The 16,148-nt window shown below is 57.7% G+C and carries 16 protein-coding genes; 6 read left to right on the top strand and 10 right to left on the bottom strand.

Annotated elements, in window-relative coordinates:
* The first annotated feature begins 183 nt into the window (after nt 1–183).
* Complete coding sequence (locus CVV68_RS01425; RefSeq protein ID WP_211320682.1) at nt 184–1,068, top strand: Fic family protein; 885 nt, start codon at nt 184–186, stop codon at nt 1,066–1,068.
* Nucleotides 1,069–1,403: 335 nt separating this feature from the next.
* Here CVV68_RS01425 and CVV68_RS01420 read toward each other — a convergent pair whose 3' ends face one another.
* From CVV68_RS01420 to CVV68_RS01405, 4 genes are all read right to left on the bottom strand, one after another.
* Entirely contained in the window at nt 1,404–2,093 is a 690-nt protein-coding gene (locus CVV68_RS01420) for a DUF4304 domain-containing protein (protein WP_146238801.1), read from the bottom strand.
* A gap of 30 nt (nt 2,094–2,123) precedes the next feature.
* Nucleotides 2,124–2,501: a hypothetical protein gene (locus CVV68_RS01415; RefSeq protein WP_110499217.1), complete on the bottom strand. Its 378-nt coding sequence runs from the start codon at nt 2,499–2,501 to the stop codon at nt 2,124–2,126.
* Nucleotides 2,502–2,742: 241 nt separating this feature from the next.
* Nucleotides 2,743–3,084 (bottom strand): hypothetical protein, encoded by a 342-nt coding sequence (locus tag CVV68_RS01410; protein ID WP_245933260.1) that lies wholly within the window; start codon nt 3,082–3,084, stop codon nt 2,743–2,745.
* 33 nt (nt 3,085–3,117) lie between these two features.
* Nucleotides 3,118–3,777: a nucleoside/nucleotide kinase family protein gene (locus CVV68_RS01405; protein ID WP_110499215.1), complete on the bottom strand. Its 660-nt coding sequence runs from the start codon at nt 3,775–3,777 to the stop codon at nt 3,118–3,120.
* A gap of 158 nt (nt 3,778–3,935) precedes the next feature.
* On the opposite strand from CVV68_RS01405, the gene CVV68_RS23055 reads away from it, so the two are divergent.
* Nucleotides 3,936–4,283: a hypothetical protein gene (locus tag CVV68_RS23055; RefSeq protein ID WP_146238800.1), complete on the top strand. Its 348-nt coding sequence runs from the start codon at nt 3,936–3,938 to the stop codon at nt 4,281–4,283.
* Nucleotides 4,284–4,365: 82 nt separating this feature from the next.
* On the opposite strand, the gene CVV68_RS01400 is transcribed toward CVV68_RS23055, so the two are convergent.
* Nucleotides 4,366–5,286 (bottom strand): phosphotransferase, encoded by a 921-nt coding sequence (locus CVV68_RS01400; protein WP_170133047.1) that lies wholly within the window; start codon nt 5,284–5,286, stop codon nt 4,366–4,368.
* Between the two features lie 1,665 nt (nt 5,287–6,951).
* Here CVV68_RS01400 and CVV68_RS23335 point away from each other — a divergent pair.
* On the top strand, nt 6,952–7,122 hold the full coding sequence (locus CVV68_RS23335) for a hypothetical protein (protein ID WP_170133046.1): 171 nt from the start codon (nt 6,952–6,954) through the stop codon (nt 7,120–7,122).
* Nucleotides 7,123–7,350: 228 nt separating this feature from the next.
* Nucleotides 7,351–7,716 (top strand): VOC family protein, encoded by a 366-nt coding sequence (locus CVV68_RS01385; protein WP_170133045.1) that lies wholly within the window; start codon nt 7,351–7,353, stop codon nt 7,714–7,716.
* Nucleotides 7,717–8,142: 426 nt separating this feature from the next.
* On the opposite strand, the gene CVV68_RS01380 is transcribed toward CVV68_RS01385, so the two are convergent.
* The 4 genes from CVV68_RS01380 to CVV68_RS01365 form a co-directional block, all read right to left on the bottom strand.
* The gene (locus CVV68_RS01380) at nt 8,143–8,910 is read right to left on the bottom strand and encodes an ATP-binding protein (protein WP_110499210.1); all 768 of its coding nucleotides are present in this window, start codon (nt 8,908–8,910) and stop codon (nt 8,143–8,145) included.
* Nucleotides 8,911–8,916: 6 nt separating this feature from the next.
* Complete coding sequence (istA, locus tag CVV68_RS01375) at nt 8,917–10,506, bottom strand: IS21 family transposase (RefSeq protein ID WP_110499209.1); 1,590 nt, start codon at nt 10,504–10,506, stop codon at nt 8,917–8,919.
* Between the two features lie 75 nt (nt 10,507–10,581).
* Nucleotides 10,582–11,151, bottom strand: coding sequence for an FMN-binding negative transcriptional regulator (locus tag CVV68_RS01370; RefSeq protein ID WP_110499208.1), 570 nt, complete (start codon nt 11,149–11,151; stop codon nt 10,582–10,584).
* A gap of 32 nt (nt 11,152–11,183) precedes the next feature.
* Nucleotides 11,184–12,125, bottom strand: a complete 942-nt coding sequence (locus tag CVV68_RS01365) for a DMT family transporter (RefSeq protein WP_110499207.1) — start codon at nt 12,123–12,125, stop codon at nt 11,184–11,186.
* Here CVV68_RS01365 and CVV68_RS01360 point away from each other — a divergent pair.
* Both CVV68_RS01360 and CVV68_RS01355 read left to right on the top strand, forming a co-directional pair.
* Nucleotides 12,124–13,536, top strand: a complete 1,413-nt coding sequence (locus tag CVV68_RS01360) for an aminotransferase-like domain-containing protein (RefSeq protein WP_110499206.1) — start codon at nt 12,124–12,126, stop codon at nt 13,534–13,536. The genes CVV68_RS01365 and CVV68_RS01360 overlap by 2 nt on opposite strands.
* A 197-nt stretch (nt 13,537–13,733) precedes the next feature.
* The gene (locus CVV68_RS01355; protein WP_110499205.1) at nt 13,734–14,411 is read left to right on the top strand and encodes a VOC family protein; all 678 of its coding nucleotides are present in this window, start codon (nt 13,734–13,736) and stop codon (nt 14,409–14,411) included.
* A gap of 202 nt (nt 14,412–14,613) precedes the next feature.
* Here CVV68_RS01355 and CVV68_RS01350 read toward each other — a convergent pair whose 3' ends face one another.
* Nucleotides 14,614–15,840 carry a hypothetical protein gene (locus CVV68_RS01350; RefSeq protein ID WP_146238799.1) on the bottom strand — a complete coding sequence of 409 codons (1,227 nt, stop codon included), beginning with the start codon at nt 15,838–15,840 and terminating at the stop codon, nt 14,614–14,616.
* Nucleotides 15,841–16,148 lie beyond the last annotated feature (308 nt).

Here is a 16,148-nt window from a genome sequence, read left to right as displayed (position 1 = left end):
CCGATTCAGCCTACATTGGCGTGAAGGCTACACGCTTCTGGCCTGAGCACGACATAGGGTGGCTGACAATACCAACAGTTCCTTGCAATTTGCGTCACTGAAACTGATGCCCTTGGACCACATCGGCCTAGGCTGAGAATTTAAACACGCATCAACCGAGACAGTACGAAGGTGGTCTAGACAATGACCCGCGACATGCGCAAGAGCATCAGCTGGGACCTCTCCCGGGTCGATTTGGAGCGCATCCGGCATATCGGCACCGAGAAGGCGCGACATAGATTCCGTGCTGCACTCCCTGATCTGATCTGGAACGCCGCAGCGCTGGAAGGCAACACCTTCACGCTCGCCGAGGTGCGCGAACTCCTCAATGGAGCCACAGTCCACGGCAGGACAACCGAAGAAGAGCAGCAGATCCTGGCACTCAGCGAGGGATACAGCCTGGTCGACGAACTTGTCGGTAAGGATGAGTTTCAGCTCAACAAAGCCAACTCTGATCACGTCCATGCCCAGGTGGCCCGGCACGAAGCCATCGAGTCAGGTCACTTCCGCGGCGAAGGCTCTGTCCAGGGCGGTGGCACTGTGCGGCTCACGAACGGCGGCTACGTCGACGGGATCCCCCAGGCGGAGCTGCCGGGGCGCTGGAAGCTGCTTATGGAACGGCTGGCAGAGATTCAGGACCCAAGAGTGCGGGCCCTGGTATACAACGCCGCAGCGACGCGGACCCAGTACTACTTTGATGGCAACAAACGCACTGCCAGGCTGATGATGGCCGGAGAATTGATGGCCCACGGCTTCGACGCTGTGAACATTCCGAACTCGCGCCGGCTGGAGTTCAACGTCGCCCTCGACGAGCTCTTCCAAAGCAACGATGCGACGCAGCTGATGGCATTCACAACCTCCTGTGCAGTTCCGGGAGCCGAAAATCCCAGTTCTGAACAGAAACCTGCACACGTTCGTTTCTCCGAGCTGCGGAACATGAAGCTTGACCTGCATGGTCTGGCAGAGCACGCGTTGAACGACGAAGCCGCGGAGCCAGCCGAGCCCCGGAGCAACGACTTCGGAATCTGAAACACCTCCCGCTCCAAGAAGCAGCCCCAGCAAAATAGAAAGGCCACCCCGCAACTACATGGTGTTGCCTTTCCTGCGTCTATCAACTGGGCTACGCAACCACCTTTGAACCCTTCGAGCGGTTACAGCGCCAACCTACAAGCCGCGCAAGCAGCCTAAGGAGTCCCCTTCCGAAAGGGAGGGGAGGATGTCAAAGATGGGTCGCCGCAGAAAACGGGAAAAATCGCACGCTAAAGGCGAGTTGAGCCAAGTAGCCACTGGACTACAGCTTGCCGATGGAAGCCACCAGAGCCTGTCCGTAGCGGGAACCCTCTGCGGGACGGTGTTTACATGCGTTAGCTATTTACGGTGCGCTCTTGAACCCACCTGACCACCTGGTCGACAAGAGGTTGCCTGTCGCTCAGCGGCCCGGTCTTGAGGGCTTTTATCGCGTCGTCAAGCTCGGAACTGGGGCCGCAGTCGGTGAGGATAAGGACGCGGGCAAGGTCGCTGTTGAAAGTCGTTAGTTGTTTAATGCGGTTAGACGGATCTAGCCAACTATTGATCTGGGGGAGGCCGACTTGGTTAAGCCTGTCGGTCACGCGACGTGCTGTTTCTATCGCTGACTCGTGGTCAGTAATACTCCAGCGTTGATTTTCAAGTGCCCGGGGTTCGTCGTCTGTATAGAGTCGGTCCTTCAGGAACTCGTACCCTCTTTTGGGCTTGCCGCCAGTGGTATTGCTTTGGAAGTCGAACCAGGCCTGCGGGGTATAGCCAAGGTTGATGTAGAAGAGTACTTGTTCATGGGTGGTTTCGGATGAACTTTGAAAATTGACGGACCCGTAGTCACCATAGGCTGACCGAATTTGCCATGTTGGGGCAGTTCCGCGGAAGCCGTGCTCCCGAATCATGGGGCCAATTTGGGATTTCAGCATGTCGCGAAAGATTGCGATAGCCGAGGTCATAGCCCAGGGTTCTCCCGGAATCGAACCACCGTCGACGCCACCGGCACGAGTACCCGAGGGCCTATCTACTTCAGAATTCAAGTCAGCCACCTTAGTTTGGGTCGTTGGATCTTATTCGCCGCGGAGTATAGGTGCGGTTGCATGAAGGATTTTGCGTTGTACGGAACGGATGAGGTGCAGAGTTGTCAGGTCATCCCAGCCTGTGATCCCCTGCCATTCGAGCCCGGCACCAACAATATCGCTGGCGAACATGACTTCGGTGGCCAGCACCGCGCGACGCCAGTCGGCGATGGTCAGGGGTAGTTCCGCCCGGATGTCGCCGGCTATTCGATAGCCAACACTATATAAATTCGACACCCCACTAAAACCCATGGCAACCGCCATGGGTTCTGTCCCTTTGGCCGGACCGCCCCATTGTGCAAGACCCTGATACAGGAGACTGCGCTCATCCTCGGTCAGGTCAATGGCTATCTCTTGCTCAGGGCTCATGTTCCTGATCGTGCCACAAGGGGCGACCCAATCCACGCTATTCTGGGCAAAACGAGGTCAGCATGGCGGTGGATTGCGGGTTCGGAGACGTCATTTCTACAAGTCGTCTGCACAGCACCGACGTGTCTTTAACGGGAACGCTCTATGGGACAGGGTCGCCGCTTCATGGTCAAGTCAAGCTACATCGGGGCAATCCCGTAAGGATCGAAGCTGCGATAAGGATCCGTATCGGCACTTCGCACTATTGATCGCCGAATCGGAGTTGACTCCAGACGAGGGATTCGACTTTGGGTGCAGCATCGAACGCCCATGAAGTGACTACAGCGTGTGCGACTCGCATGTCTGCCACGTTCGTGGCGTAGTGCCGATCCGGGGTTCCCTCACGACGCTCAACATCAAAAGTCCCGTCACTCATTCGGATGGACTGAACATAGGTCTGCCCCGTTGAATCGGCCAAATCTTCGACGATCAAGAATGCCTCGTCACCGCGTTCGACGTCCTCGATAAGCATGAAGAGGAGATCTTCGGACGGATCGTCCCATGTTTGGCCTGATTCATTCTGTGCTCTTAAAATCGCTCCCAATTGCATCCTTTCTCGATGTTCAAAGACTAACCCTCACCGGACAGCTGACGCCGTTTCTGGGCGGATGGTTCTGGGTGAAGTGAAGTCGGCGTTGTCCACGACGAATGTGGCACGGTCCCAAGGACGTGCCGCTTGGAAGTACAGACGTTGTCCGCCGACGTATCGGCGCATCGTGGGGTGCTCCGGGTCGGGATTGCTGCCGTTCCGGATCGCCATTCGCGCCGCAGTTTCGGTGAAGGGGACGTCCAGGAAAATCGATGCATCCCAGTTTGTGGCGAGTTCGTCGCGGTGCAGGAACATGCCTTCCACCACGACCAAGGCATTTGACGGCGCCAGAATGGTGTCCACCTCTGCCACTCGATCGGTCTTCGAGTCGTAGGATGCAGGCGAGTACAAACCGTCCCCGTGCGAACCGAGGGGTGCGAGCAGTTGGTCGTGCAGGGCCGCATAGTTGTAGGTGTCTTCCCAGAAGCCTTCGGGCGAGGTGCGTCCTTTGGCATGCCTGACGGGTGAGGGGTTTAAGAAGTTATCGACGTGGATCACGATTACGGGTCGGTCCCGGATCACGGCTGCCAGATTGGCGGCGAAGGATGTCTTGCCGCTGCCGTCGACTCCGTCGATTGCTACCAACCGGCGCCCAGGCCCGATGTCACCCAGAATGTCGTTAGCAAGGAGCCGTATGAACTTTTCCATAGCTTCATTCTCCACGAATCGGCCCCTAATCAGCGACCGATAGCGGAACCTTGAACGGGAAGGACGACGGGCGATTTTTCGCAGCCCCCAGATCGTTGGCCCGGGCGGATTCCAAACGCATGAATGTATAAGCTGGGTTGGGCTTAAGGAGTCTGACCATGTACCGCAATTTATATGTTCCCCTGGACGAGGACCTAGCCCTGCTGCCTCTCGAAGTATTGGCTGGTGAGGAACCTTGGATCTGCACGGTCACTACAACTGAGTTGAATGAAAATCGCGTATCGCTTACCTGGGACAGGGTTGCATGCACGATTTCTATTCGGTGGCATTCCAGCGGATCAACGATTCTGGCTATGGACCGTGAAGCCGTGACTACCGTGACCATTGAGTCTCAGGCGGGAGTTTTGGTTTTTCGGATCAAATGCGAAACGAATGGATTTGTCGGACTACTCGAAGTCCGGGCGAGTTCCACGGTCACCGTTACGGATACTCTTCTCCGTTCATAGCCAGGTGTGTGGATCGCAGCGATAAATGGCGGCTTTTTCGCAACGCTGAATGTCATCCCCCGGAACCCGCAAGCCGAACGGTTTACGGGGCGCCGGCGAGTCTGAGTCGTTCGGATGCTTGTTGTGTGAGTGCATCCAGTGCGACCGGCGGGGATTGGAAGAGACTTTCACCGCGGGCGTTATGCAGTGCGGGCCACAGGCTCGCGGCCCAGGCAACCTCCTGCTCTTCCTGGGTAAACTGCCTACGCCGCGCCTGCTGGTAGGAGTCGATGAATCTTTCCGAGCTTTCTATGGTTGCCAGCGTTGGGATGGCGGTGCTGGTAAAGGCGCCGGATGCTGCACCGACAATGGCTGCTTCTGGGAGGGCGACGAGGCTGTCCCAATCGTGGACCGCCCACGGGAGGTCCTCCTGCCAACGAAGATTTTGGCTCTCCCAGTCACCGTGCCCAATAACTAGGGGTAAGACTTCTTGTGCCAGTCGGTGCGATACGGAACGGGCAATAGCATGCACGTGCTCGGGCACGAGGTCTTGGTCCATGGCGTCTACCCCTGGATTTCGTGGCCACAAGCCGCCCGTTGGAGGATTCCAGTGCATCCACGGAGGCGGTGCGCCAAGCCCGGTTGGGGACTGTGATTCAAGAATCTCCATCAGGTCCGCCAAGAGTTTGGCGGACCGCTCGGCAAAGGAAACCTCGCCACCGGAATGCATTTCACCGCCAGCAAGCCATGTCTCAGCACTGATCACTAAACCCGGTTCGAGGAAGTCAGCTCCGGTCAGTGGCCGCGCGCACGGGAAGCCGGTATCCGCTGCAATGCGCTGAATTTGAAGGCACCGACTGATCCTGTCGGTGGAATCAGATCGGACTTTGACGGCAACAGCGCCTTGCTCGTCGGAGTCGTAGCGGAATTGACGTGACATTTGACCGCCAGCTTCGGCACGCAACGATGTGAGGGTGCCGTGGCCGAGCACGCGAAAACACCAAGCCTCAACTCCAATGGACATTGATCTCGACACCATCATTCGATTCTACAAACAGGGGACCCGGCGACTCGTTCCAACATTGGCCATGACTCTCTGGTGTGGCATCTACCGTGCCGCATGCGGAAGCGGCATCGGGATCGCTACCCCTCCCCGTGGCCCGAGAATGAGCTCGCACTTTGTCGGGCAGCTGGTAGTACGAATGCGAGCCGCTGTTCTGGCGGCCACTCGTACGTGTCATCACACCGGTAACCCCTGAGCCACGCCCGCCCATCCACGACACGGATGTAGAACCCCTTCGGATACTCCACGTCCCCGCTCGGCGGCTCGGAAGCGACGTGGATTGCTCCGGTCGGGGCGCGGCCTGCAGACAAGACTGAGTCCGGCGCGTCGGCCTGCTTCATCATCGCCAATCGGAGGTAGGGGCCCGTCACCAAGGGGCAAAGTTCGAGGCCTTGGTTCTTCGCAGCGGCGAAGACCCGCGACCAGGTAGCCCCGTGCTCGAAGCCAAGCTCCTCTACCGTTCTTTCCACGATTCGTAGGCTTCGACTCTCTGGTGCGTCGAAGGCGGTGTGAGCGAGCAGCGTCTCAGCGTGGACATTGAGCAGGACATTTGCGCTGTTTAGCAATTGCATGACATCACCTCGCGATCGGCCCCCAACTCGAATCACGCAACCGTCACCTTTCATAGCGCTGACCATGCACCTATCCTCCATCGCTACCCACCGGACAAAGAGTAGTCCTGATCACTTCAGGGTATCCGTTCGAGGAACCGTCTACGAGGCATATCCAAGTAGCGTGGTTGTATCCGTGCCAACTGAATATATGGACAGCGTGGAATTGGGGTGCGTAGGGTTAGCGCTATGCCAGAGAACGCTCCGGAGGGCCGTGTACGAAGATTCACAGACATGCTTGGGTTGACCGAGGCTGGAAAGCCGACGCCAAAGACCAGTTCCCGCTATTTTGCCCGCGTGGGAGTCGTTTATCTGGTCGGGGGCCTTGTCTGCTTGGTACTCGCATTGGTATCTTACGCGGCAAACAAATCCAACTATTTGGTCTTCATCCCGACCCTTATTTTTCTCGGCCTAGGTGTAGGAGGTCTTGTCGGTTGGTGGCGAACTCACAAGCGTAATTCTGACTGATCCGGGTCCCCTCCACCGGGCAAACGCGCCGTTGAAGTGCTGTCGTTTTCAGTAGTAAACAGCGCAACAGTTCTTTGACCACAAGCGGAAGGATGAGTGGACTGGATTGGGGCTGTGCATGGTTTAGCAATGGTTGGGGGTTCTCGGAGGACTGAACGCCAAAGTTGGTCCTCCTACTACAGGTTTGAGTCCATGTCAGTCTTTTCGACATCCCTCTTACGACGTTGCGCTCCACCTACGGCAATCCAAGCGAGAGCCAAGACTACGAAAATAAGTCCGCGCCACAGTGCCTCGGATGAAAACTGCCAAATTCCAAGCAGGAAAAATAAGAACGCTACGATGTATGCCATCCGTGGGCTGATCGAAGTTTTCTTCATTCGCCTATTCTCCATCAAGTCTGGGGACAGCGGACGTAAGCGCCAGATATTCCGGTAAGTCAGCGGGTGGACGGGGCGACGCGAACCACTGAGCGACTTTGAAGTCCTTCGCCAGGAAGTCCGGATGCGGAACCCTCACTGGGATTGTCTTGAGCTGTTAGGTTTGCGCCATGGATAAATTCATTGAAGATTGCGACGTTTATGCGGCCTCGTCGTACCCGGTCGAGATCTCTGCAGGGCGTCGAATGCTGGGCAAGATCAAGCTGAAGGCCCGTGTTAATGCTGAAACCGGCGAGGTTAGTTTCTATGTTCCGGTTGATGAGATATCGAAACTCCACTGACGTCGGTCTGATCGGGATCTATCACTGAAATGCGTGTGAGCGTATGAGGAGCATTCCTGCTGTCCAGTATTGGATCCTTGCCCGTTGAGACCACCGCTCACGGCCGCACCGCAAGCCGAACGGCGTGCGGGACAATCGGCGTGTTATGCGTAGAAGTACCGCCCTGATGAAAGTGGCGGGCCTGCGGGTGACTTCGACGTACGTCCGTCAATGGGTCAGGATGAAGCTGTGGATGCATTTTTGCGAGTTGAGATTTTCCCCGGTGACTTGGATGTGACGACTGCTTTCTACGAACGTTTGGGCTTTCAGGTCACGGGTCACAATGTCGGGCCACCGCGCTATGCGTCGATTCGCATGGGAACGGTTCGGATCGGTGTGTGCGAAGCCGAACCAGTCGATCCTGCGCGGCGCGCTCATCCGGTGATGACGGAAATGGTCATCGAGGTGGATGATGTGTCTGCCCTGAGAGACCGATTCGTCGACCGGGGCATCATTCTCACAGAGAACCTGCAAGAGCGGGATTGGGGGCTGACCGATTTCCGAGTCACGGACCCGGACGGTTACTACCTCAGATTTACCAGCCGGGCGTCGTGACTGTGCGGCTTCGGCCGCGGCTGTCCATGTTTGTATGAGGAACGGTCTACGGGACGGTTGTCGCGTAGTGATTGATGTTTGGCGTTGTGTGCTCTCCTACTCTTGTTTTTTCGGCTTGGTGTTTGGGTTGGGATCATTCGGCTAATTGGTTATTCGCGCTCTGGCTTGCTCTACTTGGGTGGCCATGTGGAAGTGGCGGCATCCTTTGAGCCCTGCAATGACTCTGGGAATGTCTGTCTCGGGGCGGTTTTGGCTGAGTTTTTTCTTCGCTGGCAGATACGGCGTGATGGTACGGGCAGTCCGGGTAGGTGGTACCGCTGATTTCGGGGACCCGGTACTGGCCAGGAATCGCGGATGGTGATTTCTGGCCAGTTGTCGGGTGGACCGTCGCCGGGAAGAGCGATGGTTACTTTCCAGATCGTGTGGTTATTCCCAGTGGTCCTTGGTTGCGCGGGCCTCTTCGGCGTGCAGTCGGCGCATGTCGACGTCGCCGAGGTTGATGGTGCGGGCCCGGCTGGCGAGACGGTTCACGATGGAATCGGCGGCGACTTTCTCTGGCAGGCTCTCGATCCAGTAGCGCGGGCCGGATTGGCTGGCGATCATGGTGGGCAAGCGCTGGTCCCTGTTGACCAGGATCGTGAACAGGTCGTTCGCGGCGGTCTCATCGATGCCGATCGTAAGGAAGTCGTCCAATATGAGCAACCCGACCTCGCTGAGCTTGTTGAGTAGGTTTTGGTGGGCGATCCTGTCACCGCGGGAGATGACCAGTTCACGGGCCAGTTCGTCCATCCGGGTGTAGTGGACCGTATGTTCGGCGTGGCAGGCGGCGATCCCTATCGCGCAGGCAATATAGGTTTTCCCGGCACCGGTGGGAGAAATCAACAACAGGTTTGTGGGGTCTGCGCCCCAGTCATGGGCCGCGTATCTTTGCATCCTCACCGAGGTGACGCCTCGCCCGGGCAGATAGCGGATTTCCTCGATTGATGCGTGCGGGATCGGGAACCTGGCCTTGCCGATGAGCTTGTCGATACGGTTGGCACGCCGGATTTCCAGGGCCTCGTCAACGGCGGTGAGGAACAGGTCTTCAGGAGTCCTGGAGTCATTGCCGTCGTCCTTCAGCAACCCTTCAAGCTGGAGCGCTACCTGGGTCATGCGCAGGGTCCGAAACTTCTCATAGTCAGCACTGGTAAACATCGCGTACTACCGGCCTTCCTGGTAGTAGTCAGCGCCGCGAACAAACACGTCGCCACGATCCCCGGCGTCTGTGCTAGCCGGGGCTTTCTTCGTGTTCGGCGTCGCCGGCATTGGTGGTGTAGCTTGTCGGCTGTCACTGTTCATCGAGGCCATCAGCCGCTTCAGCGTCGTATAGGTCGGATACCCGTGTTGATTCAGGATTTGCTGACACGTCGCTTCCAACCGCTGCCTGTTGTTCTTGCCCAAACCGGTGAGGATGTTTTGGCAGTCCAGGAAGGCCTGGGCTGGAATCTTCGCTCGTTCAAGGATCGCCGTGATCACCGCGACGGTCGCCGGGCCGAAGGGACGGGCACGGTCAAGGAACCATTTCGGAGACCACAACCCGTCGATGTCCTGGTGCTGCTTGGGGACATGCTCGGCCAGGGTTGAGTATTGGCCCTTGCGCCCGTGTTTACGTGGATGTTCACACGCCACGGACTCACCATCAAAGACCGTGACTCTCACCCCGGTCAGCCGGACCTTCAAGATCCGGCCGGTCAACTTGTAGGGCACGGAGTAGTGCTGATAATCGGCGCTGACATGGTAATTCCGCCCGACTTTCAGCTGTTTCCATTCCACAGATTCAAAGCGTTCCACCGGCAATGGTTGGAGCATCTGGGCTTCCTCCGCTGTGAACTGCCCGGCCCTGGTCGACCCATCCACTCGCTTGATCTGTTCGTTGATCTCATCGACCCGTTCATCGATGGCCGTATTCAACTCCGCCAGGGTGTGCCAGAGTTCCTCGCTCAGATACCCAATGACCCGCTTGTTGACCACATTGACCGCAGACTCCGCAGCAGCCTTATGCCGGGGACGATTTGGTCCGGCCGGCACAATCGCCGTGCCGTAATGATCAGCCAACTGCTGATACCGGGCATTGATAACCCGGGTGCTGTCTCCCTTGCTATGCCGGTTCGTTGCAGTCGCAGCGTTATCGGGAACCACGATCGGGGTGACACCGCCATAGAACTCAAAGGATTGAACGTGGGCGCTGTTCCACGCCTCCTGCTTCATATCCGTAAACGCCTTGCAAAAAACCATGCCCGAATACGGCAACACTGCCACGAACAGGTATGCCTTGCTCACCTCACCGGTCACGGCGTCAATGAGCGGCAGCGTGTCCCCGGCCCAATCCACCAACATCGCCCGCCCCGGTTCGTGGTGCAAAGTGGCCACGACCTCATGAACTGCCGCGTAGTCGTTGAACAACTGGCAGAACTGCGTATACCCGTATTTCCTTCCCTGCACTGCCGGCGCCTGCACATACCGGTGCCAAGCCTGCTGCAAGGTGTAATGCCGGTTGACTTTCATCGAGGCAACAATTCCGGCGAAGTCCGGCTGCATATAACCGGCAGAGACATTCTTCCGGCCATCAGGGAAGAGTTCCGCCAGCTCATCCCGACTCAAAGACGCCGCTTGCGCCGCCGTGATTCCACGGGCCCTGACAGTCTTGCTCACCAAGGAAACCTCCCGGCGTGAACACCCGACCATCGCAACAATCTCGCTGTAACTCCGGCGCTCTAACACCAACGCCATGATTGCACTGTAATCAGCCATAAAAGAGGCCCTCCCGTTCAACACAGCAGCGCCGATTGCGCCGCCGGTTTCACAAGAAAACCACGGCAGTACCATCTAGCCGAAACAAGCGGTACCACCTACCCGGACTACCCGTACCCTAAAGCCGTATTTGCCATTCGCCTCGATTCTGGTGATAACCAGCTCGATTCCGACAATGGCTCTGAGCTGGCCGGTGATGTATTTCTCGGGTGCATCGTCCACCGCCCAGGGATGTTCTGATCCGGCTTCATTGATGTTGGTCAGTGCACGGGTGTGGTTTCCGAGCCAGGCCGGGTCCTCGTGGATCACGACGTTGCCGTATATGTGGGCGGTGGAGTAGTTCCAGGTGGGCACGACGCGTCCGTGTTCGGCCTTTGCTGCGTACCAGGATGGGGATATGTAGGCGTCCGTACCTTGGATGATGGCCAGCGACTCACCGGTTGCAGGTTGGGACCATTGGGTGTTGTTTCGGGCCACGTGTGTGTGCAGTGCTCCATGGTCACCGATGGTGGCGTCGTAGACGAATGGCAGCATTGTGGCAAGCATCCCTTCTTGCGTCATGGTGATTAGGTTGGCGGTGGATGGTCCGTTGAGGAGGTCGTGGATGTCGGCGGGGCTGGCAGTGAAGTGTTCCGGTACGTACATGGCAGTGTTCCTTCAAGAGATGATGCTGGTGGTCAGGGATTCTGGGGTTGCCGAGATGCGCTGAGCCTGACCCGGACGGCAAGTCCAGCGCACAGGATCACGGCCAGGCCGCCCAGGATGGTGGTCCAGGTCAGGGTTTCGCCCAGTAGAAGCCAGGCCCAGCAAATGCTGAGGACGGGTTGTACGAGTTGAATCTGGCTGACTTGGGCCATGGGTCCGATAGCGAGCCCGTGGTACCAGGCGAAGAAGCCCAAGAACATACTGATGATGCCCAGGTAGGCAAAAGAAGCCCATTGAATCGGTGTGGCTGATGCGGGTTGTCCGGCCATTGCCACTCCGGTCAGGATGACCATGAGTGGGGAGGCCAGGACCAGGGCCCAGGACACGGTTTGCCAGGCGCCGAGCTCTCGTGCCAGCAGACCTCCTTCGGCATACCCGATGGCCGCAGCGATCACGGCACCAAAGAGGAGTAGGTCGGTCCAGCTGAGAGCCCCGAACCCTCCGGATTGGAGGAAGGCGAAACCAAGGGCTGCCAGTGCCCCAATGACGGTGGCAGCCCAGAAGGCTTTCGATGGGTGTTCGCGGCCGCGAAAGACCGCGGCCGTGGCTGTTGCCGCCGGGAGCAGGGCAATGACGACGGCTCCGTGGCTGGCCGGAGCGCTCGTGAGCGCAAAGGATGTCAGGAGTGGGAAGCCGACAACAATGCCGCCGGCAATCACGGCCAGCCGCAGCCACTGCTTCCCTCGCGGAAGGTGCTGGCGGGTGAGGGCCAGTGCAAGGGCTGCCAAGATGGCGGCGACCACTGCTCGGCCCGAGCCAACGAACAGCGGGGACAACCCGCCAACGGCAACCCGGGTGAGGGGCACTGTAAAGGAGAAGGCCGCTACACCCAGCAGGCCCCACCAGAGGCCGGTAGGGGCTCGATTCGGTATCACTGGGCGAATAAGCGTAGTAGCGCTATCATTGTTACTCATGAACAACGATAGCAGTTCCCGTATTGCGACGCGACTTAAGGAATGGATCTCCACGTCCTCACCGGGGTCCCGCTTGCCCTCAACCAGGGCACTTGTTACTGAATTTCAGGCCAGTCCCGTCACCGTGCAGAAGGCACTGCAAGCCCTCACGATGCAAGGGTTGATCGAGAGCCGGCCCGGAGTGGGGACCTTCGTGCGAGCCGTGCGGACAGCACGCCCTTCTGACTATGGGTGGCAAAGCGCCGCTCTGGGTTCACTCCAGGTTCTGTTACCGCCGGCTTCCTCTACGATGCGCACCGTCTCCAACGAAGCAATAGGTTTCCATTCGGGCTATCCGGACAGGGAACTGTTACCGGAACGGCTGGTGCAAGCTGCTCTGACGCGGGCCGCCCGGGGTGATGCGGCTGTGTCCCGCCCGCCCGTCGCGGGCCTGCCGGAGTTGCAGTCGTGGTTCGCCCGCGAACTGGGCGCAGCCACGCCTGCCGGGATCAACCCGCCCACCCCCAGTGATGTCATCGTGCTGCCGGGAAGCCAGAGCGGACTTAGTTCGATCTTCAGCGCCCTGCTCGGGAGCGGACAGCCTTTACTGATTGAATCTCCCACCTATTGGGGCGCTATCCTGGCCGCACGGAACGCCGGTGTTCGGCTCATCCCAGTACCCAGCGGTCCCGACGGACCCGACCCGCTCGAATTGGCCAGGGCTTTCGAGGAATCCGGTGCGCGCATGTTCTACGCACAACCCCACTACGCCAACCCCACAGGCTCACAATGGTCCAAGGAACGGGCAGAGCAAATATTGGAAGTCGTTCTTGACTATGGGGCGTTCCTTGTCGAGGACGATTGGGCCCATGACTTCGGCATCAATACGACCCCCGCCCCTATAGCTGCACGTGACGATTCCGGCCACGTCATCTACCTTCGATCCCTTACAAAGAGCGTCTCCCCGGCAATTCGCATCGCAGCCATCATTGCCCGCGGCCCGGCCAGAGACCGCATCCTCGCCGACAGGGGCGCCGAAACGATGTATGTGAGCGGCATTCTCCAAGCAGCCGCCTTGGACGTTGTCACACAGCCTGGCTGGCAAACCCACCTACGCAATCTGCGCCACCTGCTTCAATCACGCCGCGACCTGTTGGCCAGCAGCCTCAGGGAGCACGCCCCGGAAGCACATATCGAAACTATCCCCAAAGGCGGTCTGAACCTGTGGCTGCGCCTCCCCGACGGAACCAACCTCGAACGGCTCACCAGCGACTGCGAGAGAGGCGGAGTCATTATCGCTGCCGGCAACGAATGGTTCCCTGCCGAACCCACCGGACCCTACATTCGCCTCAACTACTCAGGGCCGAATCCCGGCGCCTATACACAAGGCACACGCATCCTCGGCCAAGCCCTAAAACACAACCACCAATAACCGGCGAGTTCCATAACCATGCGCCGCACTGCAGCCCTCACGAGCCGGACGACGACAGTGTTCAATCGGGAACCTCCTGCGGGACGCTGCTGGCTGGCATCTGTCGCTTCATCAACACTCAGCTGCACATTTGGCGTGAACGGCATAAATTGATTGCTCGAAGAATTGACCTCAAGCTAACTTGAGGAGGAAGAGTCATGACTATGAAAATTACGAGGGTTTCCCTTCCAGTTCGATCCGCTAGCCTGTGGTTTGATTTCTTCAATCAGCGTCTCCAGCTCGCCGAGGGACGCGGCGATATGTCGCCGTCCATTCAACTGGGCAGTACGCGGGTCGAATTTCGACAGGATGACGGCCAGATCGGCGATCATCACCTAGCTTTTACGATCCCGGAGGCCAAGTTCGGACAGGCGAAACGCTGGATTGGCGAAAGAACGACAGTCTTGTCTCGGGATGGTGCTGATGAGTTCGAATGTTCCCCTGCGTGGAATGCCCACAGCGTTTACTTCGAGGGGCCTGACGGGGCAGTGCTCGAACTCATTGCGCGACGGGAGTTGCCTCCTGGTCAGACCGGCGAATTCACATCTGCCAGCTTGCTCGCAGTGAGCGAGGTCGGGGTGGCAGTCTCGTCGGTCCCCGAGTCGGCCTCTGCACTGGCGACCTCGGCTGAGTTGCACCCTTATACGGAATCGCCGGATGAGACTTTCGGTGCTGTCGGCACCACCGAGGGTCTTCTGATCCTCGTGGTGGAGGGGCGCACCTGGTTTCCCACATCCGACAAGATCGCCGCTTACGGCCGTATCGACATCGACGCGACCGGTCACAACCCCGGACGATACCTGGTCGGCTCGAGCACCCTAACAATCCGCGATTGAAACAACCGACCAGATGTCATGTTCCGAAGACGAGCGCACAGTCAGGAGTCGTGTTTACTCGTCTGATTTTTCAGAAGTGCCCTGCACGGAATTTTAGAAAACGTCAGCACAGCCCTACCGTGTCTGCTGGGAACCATGGGTGAGACATGGACAACTTGGCGGCTGTGTCAACAGAACAGCGGGGCCCTGCGCCTCATGAGTCTCAGAAGTCCATGTTTACAGCACGGTCGTCAAGGTACGCGTTGTATTCGACGTATTTTGAGAACCGTTCAGGACTTTCCATAGCTTCAATGACTTCAGTCCGAAAAGTAGGATCAAATCGGACGTGCAGGCCAGAAGTGATCCATTCCATGGCGAAATGCATACGATCGTCAGTGAACCATGCGTCGATCTCGTCGAACAGCTTGAAAACATGGGTGATGTCTTCATCTGTGGCAGGCATCAAGAAAATGCCGACGCGCTCAGTTGCGGAGCTCAGCCCCACGGGGATGGCCCCGATCCCTTGATAGTGAAGGTACACCGAGGAGCCATGTCCCTTCTCAAACCCGCCGTGCGCATAGGTGTTGCGCCAGCGCTCAACCACCTCAATTAGCCTGTCGTAGTAGCGCTTGTCATCCTTTCGGGTCAGATCAAAAACCTGTCCATACTTATCTCCCCACCGCGAACCAATGAACTTATCCAGAGAGTCTTTGGATGGGTCGAAGCTTTGGAAAGGCAACGCCAAAACCAAGATGTGTTCGAGCAGACTGAGGTAGGCATTGACTGAAGCCACCAAGTCATGGAATGAATTCATTTGCATCAACCGGTTCCCTAATTGGAAGGTTGTTCCTCCATTTCCAAGATGCTTCACCTCATCGTCGATGAGGAAGGGGCTGGATGCACGTTCACGAAAATATTCATAGGACCGGCGCAGACTCGAGTATTGGTTGACTACAGTAGCCTTGCCCTCACGGAAGAGCCCCGGCGCAGCCGGCGTCAAGACCAAGCTCTCGATGGCCCGCATGCTGGAGCCGAGCTTCTTGACGATCTTGTTAGCTGCCATATTTGCATCAGCTTCGTCATTGTCGACGATTTCGATGTACAAATGTAAGCCAAACTTCTCTAAAGCAAGTTCGCATTGGCGGCCATGGAACAGGAAGTTAACCCACCAGGCCACCTTCTCACGAGAACCTTGCGAAGGCAGTCCGACTAGTCCTAGCGCATATCGCACCAATCCGGGAAGTGCTATCTCATCGCGGGAAACTGACCGTCGGTATCGCCGATATCGACGGGTCTTGTCCGTGTCAGTACTAGGATCTAGAAACTCGCGCAACGACGTCGCGCTGAGACGCTTAGCTGCGTCCTCTGATCCGGCTATACGCTCTGATGTCATACCGACAGCATATTGGTGTCCTAACCCGCCAATGATGGCGGTCAAAATGAAAGGCATTAGTCGCCGTCATTCGATATGCGAGGACAACAACCCAGAAATCAGTCCCTCAAGCGGAACCTCCTACGGGACGCAGTCTTTGAAAATTCTCGGCGGTAAGTCTCTTGAACTAGATCTTTAGTTCTTTCCGTGGTGAGCGGGTGGCGATTCGAGAATTCCACCGCAATGGTGGGCCTGAAATTCGTAGCGAGGTATTGCCTCGCGAGTTTGTAGTTGTCTGTGCAGCTGGGCGCGTCTTGTGATTCAGGTAACTCTTTTGGCGTGGTAGGTTCATTCTCATGACTTCTCAACAAGATGGTGACTCAGGC

It is taken from the genome of Arthrobacter livingstonensis (genome assembly GCF_003219815.1).
In the GTDB taxonomy this organism is placed as follows: domain Bacteria; phylum Actinomycetota; class Actinomycetes; order Actinomycetales; family Micrococcaceae; genus Specibacter; species Specibacter livingstonensis.
This window is presented reverse-complemented; position numbering and strand designations above follow the sequence as displayed.